Source organism: Tepidicaulis sp., from assembly GCF_965222285.1.
In the GTDB taxonomy this organism is placed as follows: Bacteria; Pseudomonadota; Alphaproteobacteria; order Parvibaculales; family Parvibaculaceae; genus Tepidicaulis.
In genome coordinates this window covers 187,623-207,601 of record NZ_OZ244942.1, presented here as the reverse complement: position 1 = coordinate 207,601, position 19,979 = coordinate 187,623, and the positions used below count along the sequence as shown (strand labels likewise).

Below are 19,979 nucleotides of genomic sequence, written 5' to 3'. Positions count from 1 at the left end.
TTAACGGGAGCTGCCCGTCAACACCGACCGGGGCAGACATCTGAAGACGGAGTATCTATGACCAAGGTTGTTTTCATCGAGCATGACGGCACCGAACATGAAGTGGATGCGGAAAACGGCACCAACCTCATGGAAGCGGCCACGAAACATCTCGTTCCCGGCATCGACGCGGATTGCGGCGGCGCCTGCGCCTGCGCGACCTGCATGATCTATGTGCCGGAAGAATGGGCCGCCAAGCTGCCGGCAAAAGAAGACATGGAAGAGACCATGCTCGACTTCTGCGACCACAGCAAAGAGAACTCACGTCTTGCCTGCCAGATCGAGGTGACGGACGCGCTGGAGGGTATCCGGGTGTCCATGCCCGCCTCCCAGCACTAAGACTTGAAGCACACGGGTTGGATAAGGGACGGCTTGGCCGTCCCTTTTCTTTTGCCCGCCTCTCTTCCTGCCGGTGCCCGCGCCCGCTAAGCTGAGCTCAAGGGAGAGATCATGCTCAGCCATCTTCGCTATTTCAAATATCAGGCGCTCAACAGTTTCTGGTTCACGCCGTCGCTGATGTGGCTCTTTGCGCTTTTCATGGCGGGGATGACGCTTTGGGCGGATCATGCCGGGCTCGGCGCGGCCTTTCTCAGCCCGCTTCCCTTTTTCGATGTGGATGCGGACGGGGCGCGGGCCATTTTATCCACCATCGCCGGCTCGCTTATCACCGTCACGAGCCTTGTCTTCTCCCTCACCCTTGTGACGCTGACCATGGCCTCTTCCCAGCTCGGGCCGCGGCTCATCGGCAAGTTCATTTCCGACCGGCTGGTGCAATTCACGCTCGGCAGTTATGTCAGCACGTTTTCTTATGCGCTGATCGTGCTGCGCTCGGTGGCAGGCGGAGAAGAGGCGTTCGTGCCCGTGCTTTCGCTGCATTTTGCCATTCTCGGCACGCTGTTCTGCTTCGGGCTCCTTATCGCCTTCATCCACCATGTCGCCATTATCATCCAAGCTGACTGGGTGATTTTTTCCGTGGCCGATGATCTTTTGAACGCCATGCCGCGCGCCTTTCCGGAAGAAAGCGATAAGGAAAGCCGCAGCGCGGCCCGCGCCAGGCAAGAAGAAACGCTGAAGGCCTTAAGCGATCTTGCGCCCCATCCCATCAAGGCGGAAAAGTCCGGCTATGTGCAAACGCTGAGCCCGGGACCGCTCGCCGAGCTCGCGGAAAAGCGCGACAGTTTCATCCGGCTTCTTTACAGGCCGGGCCATTATATCGTTTCAGGCAGCACCCTTGCTTATTGCGGCCCCGCGATCGAGGAAGGCGATCACGAGAAGATCCGCGCGGCTTTGGTGCTCGGCCCTAAGCGCAGCGCGGCACAGGATATCGAATTTGCGGTAACGGCCCTTGTCGAAATCGCGCTCCGGGCGCTTTCCCCCGGCATCAACGATCCGCGCACGGCAATTGCCTGTATCGATTGGCTGACGGCGGCTTCCGCCCGTGCGATGCAGGGCGAGGCGCCCGCGCCCCTTCTTTGCGACAAGGAGAACACCCCGCGACTCTGGCGCGACATCGTTTCCTTTGAAGGTTTTATCGATTGCGCCTTCAATGAAATCCGCCAGGCGGCGCGGGACAATGTGGCCGTCACGCTACGGCTCATCGAATCGATCACGCGGCTCGGAGAGTTCATCCGCACGGATGAGCACTGGCAGGTGCTTGGCGCACAGGCAAACAAGATCGAAAGCAGTCTTGAAACTTATTTCGCCGAAAGCTCGGATACGGACGATCTTCTGCAACGGCTGAGCGAGCTGCGTAAATCGCTGGAGACGGCGCGCCCGGCACATAAGCATCTTTCCTAAAAGAAACGGCCCCCGCCGGTAAAGGCGGGGGCCGCATTCATCTTGCTTTCCCGAAGGCTCAGTCGGCTGCTTGCGCCAGCCGGTTCGAGCGGGAGAACTCGTGGTTCTTCAAGGGCAGAGAGCGGATGCGCTGGCCCGTCAGGGAAAAGAGCGCATTGGCCAGCGCCGGGGCGACCGGCGGCGTGCCGGGTTCCCCCAGCCCGCCGAGCTTTGCGCCCGATTCGATGAAATGCACATCCATCTTCGGCGTGTTCGCCAGACGCACCATTTCATAATCGGGGAAGTTTTCCTCGACGACGGCGCCGTTCTCGACCGTGATCTCGCCGTAAAGCGCGGCGGTCAGGCCGTAAATGATGCCGCTTTCCACCTGCGCGCGGGCGGTATCGGTATTGATCACCTCGCCGCAATCGACCGCCGCCGTCACATTGTGCACGCGCGGACGGCCGTTCTCATCGAGCGAGACTTCCACGACTTCCGCCACAATGGTCTGGAAGCTTTCCTGAACGGCAATGCCTCTGGCATGACCTTCGGGCAGCGGGCCGCCCCAATTGGCTTTCTTGGCGGCAAGGTCCAGCACCGCCAGGTGACGCGGCTGATCCTTCAAAAGATCGCGGCGGAACTGATAAGGGTCCTTGCCTGCCGCATGAGCAAGCTCGTCCGTGAAGCTCTCATTGAAGAACGTGTGCTGGGTATGCGCCACCGAGCGCCAGGGCCCGTAAGGGATATGCACTTCGCTTTCCACATAGCGGATCGACTGGTTCGCCACTGCGTAAGGAATGTGGCTTGCCTCTGCCGGTTCGTCCTTGCGGATATAGCGGTTGACCCAGGCGGTGAGATTACCTTCCTCATCGAAGCCTGCAGACATGCGCGCGGAAACCGCCGGACGGTAATAATCATGCTGCATGTCGTCTTCACGGCTCCAGGTCAGCTTGACCGGCGCGCCCACTTCCTTGGCGATTTTCACCGCCTGAATGATGTGGTTGGGCGAGCCGGGCGAGCGCCGCCCGAAACCGCCGCCCATCATCAGCGTGTGAACGGTGACATCGTCATCGCTCATGCCGGCCGCTTCCGCCGCTACGGCGCGCGTGCCGAGCCCGTCCTGGGTGCCGATCCAGACATCGCATTTGCCGTTCTCGATGCGCACGGTGCAGTTCATCGGCTCCATCGTGGCATGGGCAAGGAAGGGCACGCGGTAGTCGGCCTCGACCACGGTCTGGGCGCTGGCAAGTGCAGCTGCGCCCTCGCCCTTCTCCACATCTTCCTCGCCTTCGCTTTCGGCCAGCGCTTTATCGAACTGCGCGAAAATGCTCTCACTCGAGACATCCCCATTGCCGCCATCGGTGAACTCGACTTCCAGAAGATCGAGCGCCTGTTTCGCCCGCCAGGTATTGTCCGCCACCACGGCGACGCCGTCTTCCAGCGTCACCACGGCGCGCACGCCGCGCGCGGCCAAGGCTTCGGTATCGTTGACGCGGGCGACGCTGCCGCCGATTACCGGCACCTGCTTGATCGCGGCATAGAGCATGCCCGGCACTTTAACGTCGATGCCGTACATGCTTTCGCCCGTCACTTTCGCCGGAATGTCGAAGCGCTGCTTCGCGGTACCGACGATCGTGTAATCTTTCTTGTTCTTAAGAACCGGATTGGCGGAAGGCGAGAACTCGGCGGCAAGTTCGGCAAGCTCGCCGAAAGTCGCTTTCTGGCCCGAGGCTTCATGCAGCACATGAGAAAGGCGCGCGGTGCATTCGCTCTCCGCCACGCCCCATTTTTTTGCGGCTGCCTTGATCAGCATTTCTTTTGCCGCAGCCCCCGTCACGCGCATGCCGAACTGGCCCGTAAAGCGCACCGCCGTCGAGCCGCCGGTGATCTGCAGGTTCATGAGCTCGGCGAGTTTGTAGGTGGCGAAATTCGCCGTGCCGTTGAGCGCGGCAGGCACGCCGCCGCCATTCGTCAGATACCCTTTGCCGAGCGGGCCGTTGGCGAAGGTCGGAGTCGCCGGGGCCTGTTCCATGCGCACGAGATCCCAGTCGGCTTCCATTTCTTCGGCCGCCATCATGGGCAGCGCGGTGTGGACGCCCTGGCCCATTTCGCCGTGGGGCACATAGAAGGTGACGGTGTTGTCGGGATGGATGCGCACCCAGGTCGTCAGCTGCGCGCCTTCCCCGCCGATGATGCTACCCGCCACTTCGCGCCGCTCCGGCGAGAGCAGGCCATACGCCAGAAGCAGGCCGCCGCCAACTGCGCCGCCGCCGATGAGAAATTGACGTCTTGATGGTCGTTTCATCTGCCTCTCCCTTATGCCTTGGCTTTCGCCGCGTCGTGAATGGCCGCGCGCACCCGCTGATAGGTGCCGCAGCGGCAGATATTCGTCATCGCCGCATCGATATCCGCATCGCTCGGATTGGGGTTCTCGGTAAGCAGCGCGTCGGCAGCCATCAGCATGCCGGACTGGCAATAACCGCATTGCGGCACCTGATGTTTGATCCAGGCGGCCTGCAGCGCGGAGAGATTATCGGCAGTGCCGAGATTTTCCACCGTGCGCACCGAGGCGCCTTCCACCGCGCCGACCGGCAATACGCAGGAGCGCTGCGCCACGCCATCCACCTGCACCGTGCAGGCGCCGCAAGCGGCGACGCCGCAGCCGAATTTCGTTCCCGTGAGGCCCAGCTCATCGCGGATCGCCCAGAGCAGCGGCATGTCGGGCTCGACATCGAGCTCGCGCCACTCGCCATTTACTTGCAAAGAAATCATGAGGTCCTCTCCCCGTCCGGTAGCTGCGGACACATGGCCCGCGCAAGCCCGCCGCGCGCTGGCCGGCGCCTGACATAACGCAGCGCGGCCTCGCGGGGGCTGTTCCTGATTAAACCATATGGTTCAATTTGAGGTCCGTGCAAGGGCCGTTTTTGAACAGGCGGGGCAAATTTTTGTGACTGTTCAGCCGGTCAGCCTTTTTGACCCAACGGGCACTTACACGACTTGGGGCGCCTAGCTGCCGACCTGAAGCGCCGCCCCGGCGCGCAATTGTGGGGCATGGAGCGGCAAATGGCAGGTGACGCGCGTGCCCATTTCCGGCGCCGATTCCAGCGTCACCCAGCCGCCATGCAGCTCGACGAAACTTTTCACGAGCGAGAGGCCGAGGCCCGCGCCCGAATGCCCGTCCGGCCCGCCGCGCGCCTCGAAGCGATCGAAAACCGTTGCCTGATGTTCCGGCTTGATGCCGTCGCCCGTGTCGGAAACGAAAAGGGCAACCTCGCTGTCCGAACGCGCCGCGCCGATGACGATCGTGTCGCCGGCCTGGGTGAAGGCGAGGGAATTGGAGAGCAGATTGAGCATGATCTGCTTGATGCGCCGCTCATCGGCCTTGAGCGCGCCGATATCCTCGGGGCATTCGACTTTCAGCGTCACTTTGTTTTTCTGCGCCGGGCGCTGGGCGAATTCTTCTGCCGCGCGCACCACTTCGCTGAGATCGACCTCGGACACTTCCAGCGCCATGGCGCCCGCCTCGACGGTGGCCAAGTCCAGAATGTCGTTCACGAGATCGAGGAGCTGGTTGGAGCTGTCGAGAATACCGACCGTATATTCATGCTGCTTCGGCGTCAGCTCGCCGAACATTTCCGCTTCCAGAATTTCGCCGAAGCCGATGATATTCGTGAGCGGCGTTCTGAGCTGATAGGACACATGGCTGATGAATTCCGATTTCAGCCGGTCCGCCGTTTCCAGCGCCTCGTTACGCTCGCGCAAGGCGCGCTCCATGCGGGTGGAATCGGTCATGTCCACGAAGGTCAAAAGCGTCGCCCCGTCGGGCAGCGGCACGAGGGCGTAATCGATCACCGTGCCGTCCGGCCGCTCCACGCGGCCCGCCTGCTCCGCGCGCACCGCGCCGGCGGAGGTGATGCGCGCGCGCAAATCGCCCCACACTTCCTCATTGTCGTAAAGATAGGTCGAAGCCTCGGCGAGCTCGTTGAAATGCGGTTCATTGTCGAGCTCGGCGGGGGAGAAATTCCAGATCTCCTCATAGGCCGGATTGTGCAGCTTCAGCCGCCCGTCCGAGCCGAACACCGCCACCGCCTCTTTCAGATTGTCCAGCGTCTCGCGCTGCACGCGCTCCAGCACATTATAGGAGCTTTCCAAATGCAGCTTCTCGGTGACGTTCTCATACACATAAATGAGCCCGCCGAACGGATGCGCCTGGCCCATGACGCGCACGGTCTGCCCGTCGGGCAGGTGCCAATATTCCTCCAGGGGCTCCGGCGAGCGGTAAAGCTCAAGGCGGCGGGCGCGCCAGTCCTGATAATTCGCCTGTTCGGGCAGGCGGCGGGCGGCGCGCAACTGGTCGAGCAGCTCGCCTTCCGTCGGCTCGTCTTTCAGCAGCGCTTCATCGAGGCCCCAGAGAGAGACATACGCTTCGTTGTAAAATTTCAGCCGCTTGTCCGGGCCGAAGATCGCCACGGCACTCGTCAATTTGTCGAGCGTCGTGCGGTGCGCCTCGATATGGCGTCTCAGTTCCTGGCGGGCTTCTTCCAGCGCGCTCACATCGACGGCGATGCCGGCAATCTGCCCCTCGCCGATGGGAAATTCCGTGATCTCCATATTGCGCCGCTCACCGGCAATGACGACGCGGCCCTGGCCGCTCGCCCGCCCGCCTTCTTCGAGCACTTTGTCGAGCTCGCGCTGCAGCGCGTCCGGGGCAAGGCGCGTCTGTTTTTCCAAAGCCTCGCCGGGGCTTGCCGCATCCACGGCGCCCGCATAAGCCTCGTTCACCCAGAGAAGATTGCCATCGAGGCCGCGCCGCCAGGCGGGCATGGGCAAAAGGCCGAGCTGCTCGGTCAGGCGCAGCTGCGCGCTGTCGGCGCTCTTGATCCGCTCCATCAGGCGGGAGACTTCCGCGCGCTCGCCCGTCACATCGCGCAGCCAAAGCACGGCCTGGGCCCCGGCGGGCCGCCCCTCGGCCTCGAAAATATGGCCCTGCACCGTTTGCAGGATGAGCGAGAAGCGCGCCCCGCGCGAGCGCAGCCGGTTCACCGCATCGCGCAGCTTGGCGCCATGTTCGCCGACGAGGCGGGAGACGAAATAATCGAAATCCACCGCCCCCGATGACGGATCGACGATGGCGGAGGTGGAGCCGACAATGCGGGGCCGCGCCTGCAAGGTGCCGGGGGAGGCCTTCATGGTTTCCGGCGTCCAGATGAACACCGCATCGGGCTCGGCGGCGAGAATGGCCTCGGCGGCGTTCACCCGTTTCATCAGGCCTTCGAGGTCCTCGGCGCGGCGCGCCTCGGCGCCCCGGGCCGCGCGCACCGAGCGCATAGACCAGAAGGCGAAAAGATTGGCGAGCACCACGGCGGCGAGCGCAAAGGAAAGCCCGGCGACATAAGAAGGATCGGCAGCCAGATGCGGATCGACCCCGATGCTTTCCAGAAACGGCGCGGCATTTTCCGCCCAGCCGCCGAGCCAGCCCGGCGCCGCCCCGCCTTCATGGGCCTGGGCAGGCGCGAAGGGCGCGGCCACAAGAGCCGAAACAGCGAGGCCCAAGGCCGCGCGCGCCGCGCGGCTTTTCCGTGCCCCCATGCTTTTAAGCTGGCTGTCCCTGCCCTGCCTCAAATGGCTCATTGCCGCCTTGCCTGACTAACCCCAACAGATGCGGGACTTGCCGAGCCTGCCCGCCCGCGCCGCCGCACCGATTTTCCCCTATTGCCAATACGTTACACCGCCAAGCTCAGGCATTGCTATAGCTTGGACAGATGCACGGAGAAAATCTTAACCGAAATCGCGGGCAAGTGAGTCTCAAAGACCACACTTCATTGCGCAACCGAATCGATGGGGAAAAATTAGTTCACTAGCCAAACTGAGTATGTAACCGCATTTATCACGGCCTCTAGCGCTAAAGTGGTATTGTAGATTTCACAGAGCACACAAAGTCACAAGAAAATTTCGCTGCATACTACATTCATGATGGGCAACGGTTTAATACGGCCCCATCAAAAGCTTAGGAACGTAGTTAGTTATGACAAAAAGCAATCTACTCTGGCAGGCATCAGCAATACTTTTTTGGCTTCCACGGGGGGAGCAGCCGACAAAGGATTTCAATCCTTCAGAACAGTCGAACAGTTCGTCCCCTGCACCGGAACCTTGGTGGGAGTTACATGACGCTGTTCGATATGCGGTGGAGTTAGATAAAGATGGCACATTCGAGCCTTGGATAAAAACCGGAGAAATTATACTATCGCCTAAGGATATATTGGAGGCATACGAAGCTCTAGGTGGCTTTGGAAAAAAATAGCTGCATTCCATTTTCGCTCACTCAATACAACACATGCTATCGGATTAACGTGAGTATGTTCGTCTCAAGCTTGGTATTATATTTTTTTCCGAACCCCGCTTGCCGCGCCACATTCACTACGGTGTTCTCCCCGATGACCTCATCAGCATAAGCAATTGCAGCGATATAAGCAGAAACATCCCTGAAATCATTCTCAGTGACAGCACGCTCCTGAGCTTCTAGCCGCAACACAAGCTCACGCTCAAGATGATAAATAGGCATCTCATTCAGGAGCCGCCTCGCAATGGCTCCCTTTATCTGGCTTACTGATTTCCAATCCACTCCACATTTCTTCGCGAACCGCGCAAGCAGTTGGAATTCGTCTTCAAGCATCAATGCACCATAGATACGCCTTCGTATAGACATGCTTTCGCCCCTATGTCTATCACGTCGACTCTCTACTCTTTTCCTCAGCAGTTCAGAACCATTACTCCAATTCCTCACGGCAAGGCGTCGTTCTTCATCCGGCGCGGAAGCAAGGTAATCAAAGAGAGACTTAGCCGGATACCGGCGAATAACCTGCAAGACACTAGGTGAAATTTTGAAATTGATACGCTCATCTTCCGCACTCATGAACGCCTCGAAGAATACATCAGAAAGAAACCACCATTCAGAACGGAATGCGCGCGCGATGCCATACTCCTTCCCGAGGAAGTCAAACAGCTCAGCTTCAAGACGCGCATAGCGTCCGCGGAAAACCAGTCCATTGCTTAACCGCGCCTGCAGAAGAGCCAATTTCGCTCTCCGGTCTGGCGCGGCAATCTTGTACGTTTCATATATATTTGTGCTCGACAGAGGCAGAACAATCTTCCTCTTATTTAAGTCTGCTTCTAGATTTTTGAGAACAGAGTACTGGAGCGGATATAAATTTGGATGCTGCTCCGCGCGCAGCAATTCAATCCATTTATTCTGATCTAGAAATACGATTCTCGGATTCGAGTTCATCGATCAAACTTCGCATTCACAAGACTTTTTATGCTGCACCAAAAACAGGAGAGGGCTATTGAGCGAAATAAACACTGAAGAGCAGATGCGACGTGAACGGATTGTCGCGGAAGAACTCGACGGCATTGATCCAATGTTTGAAGCATTTTACCTAGAAGCTATAGTTTATGCAGCAGGTCGCGCCGTCAAAGCATTTGATCGATATGACGCAGCAATATCAGAGGGGAAAGATGAGGCTGCTATAGTATCCAATGCACATGAAGCCTTATCTCATTCTGCAGCCGTATCCAGGTTCTTCTGGCCCGCACGTTCAAAAAATCAAATACACCAACGAAGAGCCGAAAAACTGCGAAAAGCATTTGGGGTGCCAGACAACTCGCCACTTTGTGCAAGAGACCTTCGGAACGCTCTAGAGCATTTCGACGAAAGGTTGGACGAATATCTACTCAGGGATATTACTGGTTATGTATTCCCCGCACCAATGGTTAGCACCGCGAGCGTTGCCGACGAAGAGTTGGGGCACGTCTTTAGGCTCGTAGATCCTTCCGCCGAGGTATTCGTTCTTTTTGGTAACAAGTATGCCTTTAGCGGTATACGCGAAGCCGTCACTTCAATTTATAATCGCGCAAAAGAGTCGTCGGATACGGTCGGGAGATTGCCTGAACCAACCTAACACGCACTACCATGTCGTCAGCCCATTTCGAAGCAGACACTTTCTTCTTACCAAAAAACAAAAAGCCCGGCCGCTGGGGCCGGGCTTTGAGCGGGGCGTCAAGGCGCCCGAACATCGTGCTTAGTAGCGGTAGTGATCCGGCTTGAAGGGGCCGTCCTGGGGGACGCCGATATATTTGGCCTGATCGTCCGTAAGCTGAGTGAGGCGCACGCCGAGTTTGGGCAGGTGAAGCGCGGCCACTTTTTCGTCCAGGTGCTTGGGCAGCACATAGACCTTGTTGTCGTAATTCTTGTGGTTCTGCCAAAGCTCGATCTGCGCCAGCACCTGGTTCGTGAAAGAGGCGCTCATCACGAAGCTGGGGTGGCCCGTCGCGCAGCCCAGATTGAGCAGACGCCCTTCGGCAAGCAGGATGATGCGCTTGCCGTCCGGGAACTCGATCTCGTCCACCTGCGGCTTCACATTGTGCCAGGTGTAGTTCTTCAGCGCGGCCACCTGAATTTCACTGTCGAAATGGCCGATATTGCCGACGATCGCCCGGTCCTTCATCTGGCGCATATGGTCGATCGTGATGATGTCCTTATTGCCCGTGCAGGTGATGAAGATATCGCCATGGGGGGCGACTTCATCCATGGTCGCCACTTCATAGCCTTCCATCGCCGCCTGCAGCGCGCAGATCGGGTCGATCTCCGTCACCACCACGCGGGCGCCCTGGCTGCGCATGGATTCGGCCGAGCCCTTGCCCACATCGCCATAGCCGCAGATCACCGCGACCTTGCCCGCGATCATCACGTCGGTGGCGCGCTTGACGCCGTCCACCAGGCTTTCGCGGCAGCCATAAAGATTGTCGAACTTCGACTTCGTCACGCTGTCATTGACGTTGATGGCGGGCACTTTGAGCGTGCCGGCTTTCGCCATTTCGTAAAGGCGCAGCACGCCCGTGGTGGTTTCCTCGGAAATGCCGACCACGTCGTTGAGAAGCTCGGGATACTTGTCATGCATGATCTGGGTGAGATCGCCGCCATCGTCCAGAATGATGTTGGGGCGCCAGCCGTCCGGGCCTTCGATGGTCTGCTCGATGCACCACCAGAATTCTTCTTCCGTCTCGCCCTTCCAGGCGAAGGTAGGGATTTTCACCGCGGCCATGGCGGCGGCGGCGTGGTCCTGGGTGGAGAAGATGTTGCAGGAGGACCAGCGCAGCGTGGCGCCGAGCTCGACCAGCGTTTCCATCAGCACGGCGGTCTGAATGGTCATATGCAGGCAGCCGGCGATGCGCGCGCCTTTCAGCGGCTTTTCCTTGCCGAATTCCTGGCGCAGCGCCATCAGGCCCGGCATCTCAGTTTCCGCGATCGCAATTTCCTTGCGGCCCCAGTCTGCAAGCGACATGTCCGCGACCTTGCAATCGGTGAATTCACTCATCCTTGGCTCCTTAGGCTTATCCATCGGGGGCGAGGCGCCCCGGCAGCGCGGCACCGGCAAAGGCCCCGCATTTGAACTGAGAGCGCCTTCATAGCAAGGGCGCGGGGCGGGCGCAAGAAGATATAAAGAAATCTTTATGTCTTTCTACGATTTAACCCTAAGCAATCCTTCCCGTGTCGTCCCCCTTCTTGTCATGCCCCGCTTTATGCGGGGCATCCACGGGCGGCAAAAAGGGCGCTGCGGCATAATTCGTGGATGGCCCGGACAAGCCGGGCCATGACATGTGTGTTGAGCGAGTGAGGGGAAATGGAAAGAAGCTCAGTCTTCTTCGCCGAAACGGTCCGCGACGAGGGCGCTTAAGGCTTCCAGCGCCTCTTCGGCCTGGCGGCCTTCCGCCTTGATGGTGATGGTGCAGCCCTTGGCGGCGGCGAGCATCATCAGCCCCATGATGGAGGTGCCGCCCACGGTCTGCCCGTCGCGGGAGACGCGCACCTTGGCGTCGTACCATTCCGCCGTCTGGACGAATTTGGCCGAGGCGCGCGCATGCAGCCCGCGCGTGTTCACGATTTCGACTTCTTTGGAAAGCACGGCCATCACTTCAAGGTCAGGAGGTTTCGCCGGCCAGCACCTTGGAGGCGATGGAGATGTATTTGCGGCCCGATTCCTGCGCCTGATCCACCGCTTCGGCAAGAGAAAGGCTCTCGCGCACGCTGGCCAGCTTGATCAGCATGGGCAGGTTGATGCCCGCGATCACCTCCACATGCGCCTTATCCATGATGGAAATGGCGAGATTGGAGGGCGTGCCGCCGAACATGTCGGTGAGGAGGATCACCCCGTCGCCGGTATCGGCACCGGCCACCGCCTCCAGAATGTCTTTGCGGCGCTGCTCCATGTCATCGTCCGGGCCGATGCAGATGGCCGTTACATTCTGCTGGGGTCCGACGACATGCTCCGTCGCGGCGACAAACTGGCTGGCCAATTGGCCGTGCGTTACAAGAACTAATCCGATCATCTAAGACCTAATATCCGCGCCGCGCATCAATTGCAAAGGCTCCCCCGAAAGTGGCGGCTATCGTGCAACCATTACGGGCCGCATGACAAGGAGAACTCGCGCGCAAAAGACAGAAATCCGTGAGGAGGCTTAACGGGAAAGCCGCCCATCCGGCCCCGGAAAGCCGGAAAGACCGATGCTGGCGAGCGCGAGCGCCACTTTCGCGGGCGCGGCGGCATCGAAGGCATGAAGGCGCAAAAGCGGCACGGGCACGCTTTCCACTTCGCGAAAAGCAGGCAGGGGCAGGCGCGGCACCTCGGCGCGGGAGACAAGCTCGATGAGAAGGCGCAGGCGTGCCTTCGGCGCGTGAGGCAGCGTGAGGATGCCGAGACCGCGGATTTCGATGAGGCCCGCCAGCGTCCCGGGCGCGGAAAGCCAGAGCGCGCCTTCTTCCAGCTGCCATTCAAGCCGGTCATCGCCCACAAGACGGGCCGCCGGGTCATTTTCCAGAATGCGCCAGGCAAGATCGGATTTGCCCGCGCCCGGCGGTCCGCTCAAAAGCACCGCCTCGCCGTTCCAGGCGATGGCCGTGCCGTGCAATGTCTGCTGAGAGGTTTCCGGCATCATTCTTCCGCCGCGGGCAATTCGACGGTGAAGCGCGCGCCCTTCTCTTCCCGGTTCTCCGCCCAGATGCGCCCGTTATGGGCCTCGACGATCTGTTTGGAGATGGAAAGGCCGAGGCCGGAATGGCGGCCGAAGGCGCCGGGGCGGTCGGAATGGAAACGCTCGAAGATTTTCTCAAGGCTCGATGGCTGGACGCCCGGCCCTTCATCCTCCACCGTCAGGCGCACACGGTCTTCCTCGCGCGAGACGCGCACATGCACCAGCCCGCCTTCCGGCGTGAAGGAGAGCGCATTGTCGATGAGGTTGCGCAGCACCTGGCCGAGCCTGTCGGCAACGCCCGTGACGCTATAGGCGGTGTCGGCGCGCGCGCCCACCGGCTTTTCGAATTGAACGATTTTGGCGCCGCCCGCCCCCGTCTCGTTGAAAAGATCGATGACGGTTTCAGCCAGCACATCGAGGCGCACCTCTTCCAGCTCCTGGCGCGAGAGCTCGGCATCGAGGCGGGAGGCATCGGAAATGTCGGAGATCAGCCGGTCGATGCGGCGGATATCGTGCTGGATAATATCCATGAGCCGGGCGCGCTGTTCCGGCGTCTTGGCAATGTCGAGCGTTTCGATGGCCGAGCGGATGGAGGTGAGCGGGTTCTTCAGTTCGTGCGCCACATCTGCCGCGAAACTTTCGATCGCATCGATGCGGTCGTAAAGCGCTTTCGTCATATCGCGCAAGGAGCCCGAAAGCTCGCCGATCTCATCGCGCCGCTCGGAAAAGTCGGGGATCTCGACACGGCCGGTCTTGCCCCGGCGCACGCGCTCGCTCGCCTCGGCCAGGCGGCGCACAGGCTCGGCAATGGTGCCGGCAAGCACGACGGAAAGAAGAATGGAAACGGCGAGCGCCACGAGAAAGACCTGCACGATGGCCAGGCGCTCGGCGCGCACGATGGCGTCGATGTCGCCGCCTTCGGTGGAAAGCATCAGCGTGCCGAGCACCGCGCGGAAACGCTGCACCGGCACGGCGACGGAGACGATCAACTCGCCCCTATCGGAGATGCGCTCCATGGTGGCGGCGGTGCCGGTCAGCGCCAGCGCCACTTCATCGTAGATATAGCCGTTCTGACTGCCCGCTTCCCGGTAGCGCGGCAGGGCGCGGCCCGGCAGCCAGCCGCGCACCGTGTCGAAAATCCGCGTGAAAATCCCGCGCTCATCGGCCCCGTCGGGCGGCGGCAATTCGAAGAGGATGATCTGGCCCGCATCGGTGAGCTGGCGGGAATCGAGGATCAGCCAGCCGTCACGGTCGTAAAGGCGCGCGCGCGTCTGTGTCGGAAGCACGAGACGGCGCAGGATGGGCGCGGCTTCCTCGGCGATAATGGCAATGTCGCGCTCTTCGAAATATTCATCCGGGTTCACCCATTTGCCGCGCCGCTCGATCTGTTCCAAAGGATCGACGGTTTCGGCAAGCGGGCTCGCGGTCGCCGTTTCGCCGATGGCGCCCGCGATGATCTGCGCCTGGGTCATCAACGACTGCTTGCGCGCATCGATGAGGCCCTGGCGGAACTGGTTGAGATAAAGAATGCCCGCGCCCAACAGACAAAGCGCGACGAGATTGAAGACGACGATGCGCCGCGTCAGGCTGGCAAAGCGCGATTGCAGAAGAAAGCGGCGGAAGGCGGCGGAGAGCGTGCTCCAAAGGCGGCCCGCCGCGCTCAGCGGACCGGAGGATGCTTCCTCCGCCGCGTCCTGCCGGCTCTCACCCTGAGGTTCTTCCTCCTGCCGGGCCGCATAGCTCATTCAGGCCTCAGCTTTCCTTGAACTTGTAGCCCACGCCATAAAGCGTTTCGATGGCGTCGAAATCGTCATCGGCTTGCTTGAACTTCTTGCGCAGCCGCTTGATGTGGCTGTCGATGGTGCGGTCATCCACATAGACCTGATCATCATAGGCCGCATCCATGAGCTGGTCGCGGCTTTTCACATAGCCGGGACGCTGGGCGAGCGCCTGCAGGATAAGAAACTCCGTAACGGTGAGCGTCACGTCCTGGCCGTTCCAGGTGCAGGTGTGCCGGTCCGGGTCCATGACGAGCTTGCCGCGTTCCAGCATGCCGCCCGAAGGCTGCGCCTCGCCTTCCGGCCCGCCTTTCACCGCGCCGGAGCGGCGCAGGATCGCCTTCACCCGCTCCACCAGAAGGCGCTGAGAGAAAGGCTTCTTGATGTAATCGTCCGCGCCCATTTTCAGGCCGAACAATTCATCGATCTCATCATCCTTGGAGGTGAGGAAAATGACCGGCAGTTCGGATTTCTGGCGCAGGCGGCGCAACAGCTCCAGCCCGTCCATGCGCGGCATCTTGATGTCGAAGACGGCAATATCCGGCGGCGTCGCCTGCAGGCCGGCAAGGGCCGAGGCGCCGTCCGTATAGGTCTGGACATGGAAGCCTTCCGCCTCGAGCGCGATGCTGACCGAAGCCAGAATGTTGCGGTCGTCATCCACCAGCGCAATCGTCGCCATTCAAATCCCCTTCACATCCAGCATGGTTCAAGCTGGCCAGACGCCGGGTTATCTCCCGGCATTTTCAAAGCCTTGCACCGCTTAAGCGGCGTTTTGGCCCAAATTGTGGCATGAGGCGGCGCAAGCCCGCCGCTTTATCCCCGCCTCCCCGCGCCAGGAGTATAAAGGCTTGGCCGGGCCCGCGCCATGCCCGCACCATGTCTGCCGGTCCTCGCTCAGGAGGGCGCGGGGGTGCCGGCCTGGCGGTTTGACTTTGACCCGGGATCGCGCAGACTGCCTCGCAAAGCGCCGGAAAACCGGCGCCTCAGGCTGGGAGTTAGAGAATGAAGAAGATTTTGGCAGGGCTGGGCGCCCTGGTGTTGGTGCTTGCCGCCATCGTGCTGGTGCGCACCTTCATGGTGGCGGCGCCGGAAAGCCGCGAGGCGGCCAAGGAAAGCGACATCGCCATCGACGGGGAAGCGGCGGCGCGGCGGCTGGGCGAGGCGATCCAGTTCAAAACCATTTCCCATCAGATCCCCTCGCAGAGCAAAGGGGAAGAATTCGTCAAATTCCGCGATTGGCTGGAGGCGACTTATCCCGCCTTCCACGCCGCCGCGACGCGCGAGATCGTCAGCGATTACAGCCTGCTTTTCACCTGGAAGGGGAGCGATGAAAGCCTCGACCCCGTACTGCTCATGTCGCATATCGACGTGGTGCCGGTGATCCCGGGCTCGGAAGGCTCCTGGGAGCATCCGCCTTTTTCCGGCACCGTGGCGGACGGGTTCATCTGGGGGCGCGGCACGATCGACAATAAAGGCTCGCTCATCGCCATGGTCGAGGCGGCGGAGATGCTCGCCGCGCAAGGGCTGAAACCCAAACGCACGATCATGTTCGCCTTCGGCCATGATGAAGAAGTGGGCGGCCCGCAAGGCAATCAGGTGATCGGCCAGCTCATGAAAGAGCGCGGCATCCGCCTCCATTTCGTTGCCGATGAAGGCGGCATTGTCGCCGACAATCTGATGCCCGGCATCGAGGGCAAGGTGGCGCTGATCGGGATTGCCGAGAAGGGCTATATCTCGCTGACGCTGACCGCCCATGCGCAAGGCGGGCATTCTTCCATGCCGCCGCGCGAGACGGCGGTGGGCACGCTTGCCAAAGCCATCGACCGTTTGCAGAAAAAACCCTTCGAGGGCGGGATCGAGGGACCGGCGGCGCAGATGATCGACGCGCTCGCGCCCCATGCGCCTTTCCTGCAGCGCATGGTCTTCGCCAACCGCTGGCTTTTCGGGCCGATGATCGAAAACCTGATGAGCGCCAGCCCCACCTCGGATGCGCAGCTGCGCACCACCATCGCGCCCACTATGCTGCGGGCGGGCTTGAAGGAAAACGTGCTGCCGACCAGCGCGACGGGCATCGTCAATTTCCGCATCCATCCGCGTAACGATTTCGACGATGTGGTGGACCATGTGACCGAGGCGATCGACGATCCGACGGTGACGGTGGAAATTTCCAATCCGGGGCGTCTGCCCTCAACCGTCTCACCGACGGAGTCGGAAGGCTACACGCTTCTGGAGCGCCATGTGCGCGGCGCATTCCCGGGGGCGGCCGTCGCACCCAATCTGGTGGTGGGCGGCACGGATTCGCGCCATTACGGGGAAGTATCGGACAATATCTACCGCTTCATCCCCATCGTGCTCGGGCCGGGGGACACCGCCCGCTTCCACGGCACGAATGAGCGCATCACCGTTGAGAACATGGAAAAGGCCGTGCGCTTTTATGTCGGCCTGATCGAGGATGCGACATCGGGCGCGCAGTAAAGCCCGCCTCTCCTCAAAGAAAACGCCCGGCCCTTTTTAAAGGGGCCGGGCGCTTGATGAGCACCGGGAAATGGACAAACCGATGCGAAAGCCAGCGGCTTAGAGTTCGCTTGCCGGCTTGTCTTTGATGTCTTTCCAGTACGTGTTCGCCTGGGAAACCTTGCCGGCAACGTCTTCCAGCCACAGATCCTGCACTTTCGTGTTCAGGTTCAGGTAGAGCGTGCCGTCAACCACGCGCCACACTTCCGGGTCGCCGTAGAACTTCTTACCGACCGACACGCCGTAAGCGCAGTAGCCGCCGTAAGCGGGCAGGTATTTCGCCGGGTCAGCTTTGAACGCTTCGCGGTTGGCGTCGGAAGCGAAGAGGTAGCTCACGCCGTCATGCTCGAGAGCGAAGTCGCCGCTGCCGCGCAGGGGCTTCGTGTTGGTCTGGTAGGAAACGAGGTCATAGCCGCCGGCGCCCACAGTCATGTGAGCAACGTCAGCACGGGCAACGCCTGCGGCGCCCATGACGAACATCACGGCGAACAGAGCGCCCATGAAGGATTTCAAAATCTGCATTGCCTTACTCCTTGGCTTTTGCGTGGTTAGAGCTTGCGAGGCCGGGTCTGCATGATCGAGGCGGCACACCACCCGCAAAGCATCGGGAAACAGATCTGTTTCCTTGCTCCCAGAAGTAATGACCGGGGATCGATTTTCAAAACCACGACTGGCACACGCGTTTTCACATGAGCGTGAGGCAAGAACCCTTTCGTTCCACCTTGCATCCGTGTAAAAAGTGGCCAAATATGGAAACAGTTCTGTTTACCCTTTTCATCCGCCGCCTGGCGGCCAGTGGCCCGTACCCGATGACCCGTGCTTCCGACCTTCCCGCCGCCTCACGCCGCGACCATCTCATCCAGACCGCCGGGCGGCTTTTCGCCCGAGACGGATTTCATGCGACAGGGATCGACAAGATCATTCTGGAAGCCGGGGTCTCGAAGAAGACGCTCTATAGTCATTTCCGCTCCAAGGAAGAACTGATCCTGGCGGTGCTGCGCGTGCATGACAGCGCCTTCCGCAACAATTTCATGCGCGATGTGGAAAAGAACGGGCGCGATGCGCGCAGCCGTCTGGCCGGGCTTTTCGATGCGGCGGAAAACTGGTTCGAAGAGCCGGGTTTTTACGGCTGCATCTTCATCAACGCGGTGGGCGAATATGCCCAGGCGAGCCCGCCCATCCGCTCCGCCTGCCAGGATTTCAAGAACATGATGCGGGCCTTCATTCTAAAGCTCTGCCGGGAGGCGGGCGCGAGCGAGCCCGAAGCGCTGGCCGACGAGTTGGCGCTCCTCTTCGAAGGAGCGACGGTAACGGCGCAGGTTTCAGGCTCCTCCCATGCCGCGCGCACCGCCAAGCGCGCGGCGCTTGCGCTGATCGGCGAGCACTTCTCCCAAGCCTGAAGCCTCACACCCGCTTCAGCGGCATATGCGCGACTTTGCGGAAGCGGAAGATGAGAAGCGCAAAGGCGATATAGATGGCCGAGCCGAGGCCCATCAAAAGGCCGGGTGCGCCAAAGCCCATTTCAAACGCCATGACATAGCCGGTCGGAATGCCGATCAGCCAGAAGGAGCCGATGAAACGGATCATGGTGGGCCAGACATCGCCCGCCCCGCGCAAGGCGCCGATGGTGGTCGCCACCGCCCCGTCGACGACAAGCACGATCCCGGCAACGAGGAAGGTGGTGCGGGCAATCTCGATCACCGCCGGATCGGACGTATAAAGCGCGGCCACACCGCCCGGCAGGATCAGCGCGATAAGCGCGAAAGGCAGCACGAAACAGGCGCCGAGCCCGATGCCGACCCAGCCCGCACGGCGCATATTGGGCGCATCACCCCGGCCGATGGCATTGCCCACCCGCACGGACGTGGCAGAGGAACAGCCGATCGCCATCATCAGCACAAGGATCATGGCGTTGACGACGACATGATAGGCGGCGAGCTCCTTTTCCCCAAGATAGCCCGCCATCAAAATAAGCGTCTGGAAGGCGGCGGCATCGAGCGCCATCATCACCGCCATGCCGATGCCTTGCGCCCGAAGACGCCTGCCCGTCGAGGCGCCGAGGCGGCGCGCCTCCGCCCACCAGCGCAAAAGCTTGACGCGCAGGCCGAACGGATCTTCCCCCTCCCGCCAGACCATGGAGAAGATGTAAGCAAGGATCGCGGCGGCGAAGAACCAGCGCGTGCACGCCGTGGCGATGGCCGCGCCCACCGCGCCCATCGGCTCGCTCCAGCTGGCCAGCCCGTAAATGAAAAAGCCGTTGAGCGCGATATTGAGCAGATTGGCCGCCGCCATGATGTACATGCCGACACGCGGGCGCTGGATCGATTCCAGGAAATAGCTGGAGCAGATGTAAATCAGAAGTCCCGGCATGGAGAGACCGAAGGCAAGCGAAACGCCGCCGCCGCCCGCTGCAAGCTCCGGGCTCTGGCCGATGGCAAGAAGCAGCGGCTCGCCCAGCGCGCAAATGATGCCGAAGACGAGCCCGAGCAGCACCGCATGATAAAGCCCGGCGCGCCAGGCCGCGCCTGCGGCGCGAAAATCGCTCGCCCCGTAAGCCTGGCTCGCCAGGATCATCGTGCCCTGCAAAAGCCCGATCGACATCAAAAGGAAGACCGACTGAATGGCGATGCCAAGCGCAAGATAGGCCAGCTCGCCCGCCCCGTAATGGCCGACCATGATCGTATCGGCGGTGAAGATACCAACCATGCCGGCGCGCGCCAGCACCACCGGGAAGGCGAGGGTCAGCGTGCGCTTGATGTGGAGGTCGAAGGAATCCAGCGGTAAAGCGGGCGCAGGCGCTGCGGGCGCGGAAAAGGGATCGAGGGGGCGTGCCATCGCCTGGCC

The 19,979-nt window shown here is 61.0% G+C and carries 17 protein-coding genes; 5 read left to right on the top strand and 12 right to left on the bottom strand.

Going from position 1 to position 19,979, the window contains the following annotated elements; translation table 11 throughout:
* Positions 1-57 precede the first annotated feature (57 nt).
* Together ACOQOT_RS00880 and ACOQOT_RS00875 are read left to right on the top strand one after the other, a co-directional pair.
* On the top strand, positions 58-378 hold the full coding sequence (locus tag ACOQOT_RS00880) for a 2Fe-2S iron-sulfur cluster-binding protein (protein ID WP_420560511.1): 321 nt from the start codon (positions 58-60) through the stop codon (positions 376-378).
* A gap of 111 nt (positions 379-489) precedes the next feature.
* The gene (locus ACOQOT_RS00875; protein WP_420560510.1) at positions 490-1,836 is read left to right on the top strand and encodes a DUF2254 domain-containing protein; all 1,347 of its coding nucleotides are present in this window, start codon (positions 490-492) and stop codon (positions 1,834-1,836) included.
* Between the two features lie 58 nt (positions 1,837-1,894).
* Here ACOQOT_RS00875 and ACOQOT_RS00870 read toward each other — a convergent pair whose 3' ends face one another.
* The 4 genes from ACOQOT_RS00870 to ACOQOT_RS00855 all read right to left on the bottom strand — a co-directional run bounded on the left by ACOQOT_RS00870 (position 1,895) and on the right by ACOQOT_RS00855 (position 9,100).
* Positions 1,895-4,120, bottom strand: coding sequence for a molybdopterin cofactor-binding domain-containing protein (locus tag ACOQOT_RS00870; protein WP_420560509.1), 2,226 nt, complete (start codon positions 4,118-4,120; stop codon positions 1,895-1,897).
* Positions 4,121-4,131: 11 nt separating this feature from the next.
* On the bottom strand, positions 4,132-4,587 hold the full coding sequence (locus ACOQOT_RS00865) for a (2Fe-2S)-binding protein (protein WP_420560508.1): 456 nt from the start codon (positions 4,585-4,587) through the stop codon (positions 4,132-4,134).
* Positions 4,588-4,821: 234 nt separating this feature from the next.
* Positions 4,822-7,446: an ATP-binding protein gene (locus tag ACOQOT_RS00860; RefSeq protein ID WP_420560507.1), complete on the bottom strand. Its 2,625-nt coding sequence runs from the start codon at positions 7,444-7,446 to the stop codon at positions 4,822-4,824.
* A gap of 706 nt (positions 7,447-8,152) precedes the next feature.
* Positions 8,153-9,100 carry a hypothetical protein gene (locus ACOQOT_RS00855; RefSeq protein WP_420560506.1) on the bottom strand — a complete coding sequence of 316 codons (948 nt, stop codon included), beginning with the start codon at positions 9,098-9,100 and terminating at the stop codon, positions 8,153-8,155.
* 58 nt (positions 9,101-9,158) lie between these two features.
* Between ACOQOT_RS00855 and ACOQOT_RS00850 the strand changes: the two genes are divergently transcribed.
* Positions 9,159-9,773, top strand: coding sequence for a hypothetical protein (locus ACOQOT_RS00850; RefSeq protein WP_420560505.1), 615 nt, complete (start codon positions 9,159-9,161; stop codon positions 9,771-9,773).
* 120 nt (positions 9,774-9,893) lie between these two features.
* Here ACOQOT_RS00850 and ahcY read toward each other — a convergent pair whose 3' ends face one another.
* From ahcY to ACOQOT_RS00820, 6 genes are all read right to left on the bottom strand, one after another.
* Positions 9,894-11,189: an adenosylhomocysteinase gene (gene ahcY / locus ACOQOT_RS00845; RefSeq protein ID WP_420560504.1), complete on the bottom strand. Its 1,296-nt coding sequence runs from the start codon at positions 11,187-11,189 to the stop codon at positions 9,894-9,896.
* A 318-nt stretch (positions 11,190-11,507) separates the two neighbouring features.
* On the bottom strand, positions 11,508-11,783 hold the full coding sequence (locus ACOQOT_RS00840; protein WP_420560503.1) for an HPr family phosphocarrier protein: 276 nt from the start codon (positions 11,781-11,783) through the stop codon (positions 11,508-11,510).
* Positions 11,784-11,793: 10 nt separating this feature from the next.
* On the bottom strand, positions 11,794-12,201 hold the full coding sequence (locus tag ACOQOT_RS00835; RefSeq protein ID WP_420560502.1) for a PTS sugar transporter subunit IIA: 408 nt from the start codon (positions 12,199-12,201) through the stop codon (positions 11,794-11,796).
* A gap of 129 nt (positions 12,202-12,330) precedes the next feature.
* Positions 12,331-12,807: an HPr kinase/phosphorylase gene (locus tag ACOQOT_RS00830; protein ID WP_420560501.1), complete on the bottom strand. Its 477-nt coding sequence runs from the start codon at positions 12,805-12,807 to the stop codon at positions 12,331-12,333.
* The gene (locus ACOQOT_RS00825) at positions 12,804-14,588 is read right to left on the bottom strand and encodes a stimulus-sensing domain-containing protein (RefSeq protein WP_420560500.1); all 1,785 of its coding nucleotides are present in this window, start codon (positions 14,586-14,588) and stop codon (positions 12,804-12,806) included. The genes ACOQOT_RS00830 and ACOQOT_RS00825 overlap by 4 nt, the downstream gene beginning before the upstream one ends.
* A gap of 7 nt (positions 14,589-14,595) precedes the next feature.
* Positions 14,596-15,300 carry a response regulator transcription factor gene (locus tag ACOQOT_RS00820; protein ID WP_045442165.1) on the bottom strand — a complete coding sequence of 235 codons (705 nt, stop codon included), beginning with the start codon at positions 15,298-15,300 and terminating at the stop codon, positions 14,596-14,598.
* A gap of 323 nt (positions 15,301-15,623) precedes the next feature.
* On the opposite strand from ACOQOT_RS00820, the gene ACOQOT_RS00815 reads away from it, so the two are divergent.
* Positions 15,624-17,096 carry a M20 family peptidase gene (locus tag ACOQOT_RS00815; protein WP_420560499.1) on the top strand — a complete coding sequence of 491 codons (1,473 nt, stop codon included), beginning with the start codon at positions 15,624-15,626 and terminating at the stop codon, positions 17,094-17,096.
* Positions 17,097-17,195: 99 nt separating this feature from the next.
* On the opposite strand, the gene ACOQOT_RS00810 is transcribed toward ACOQOT_RS00815, so the two are convergent.
* Positions 17,196-17,657: a YHS domain-containing (seleno)protein gene (locus ACOQOT_RS00810; protein ID WP_420560498.1), complete on the bottom strand. Its 462-nt coding sequence runs from the start codon at positions 17,655-17,657 to the stop codon at positions 17,196-17,198.
* Positions 17,658-17,884: 227 nt separating this feature from the next.
* On the opposite strand from ACOQOT_RS00810, the gene ACOQOT_RS00805 reads away from it, so the two are divergent.
* On the top strand, positions 17,885-18,535 hold the full coding sequence (locus ACOQOT_RS00805; RefSeq protein WP_420560497.1) for a TetR/AcrR family transcriptional regulator: 651 nt from the start codon (positions 17,885-17,887) through the stop codon (positions 18,533-18,535).
* 4 nt (positions 18,536-18,539) lie between these two features.
* On the opposite strand, the gene ACOQOT_RS00800 is transcribed toward ACOQOT_RS00805, so the two are convergent.
* The gene (locus ACOQOT_RS00800; RefSeq protein WP_420560496.1) at positions 18,540-19,970 is read right to left on the bottom strand and encodes an MATE family efflux transporter; all 1,431 of its coding nucleotides are present in this window, start codon (positions 19,968-19,970) and stop codon (positions 18,540-18,542) included.
* Positions 19,971-19,979 lie beyond the last annotated feature (9 nt).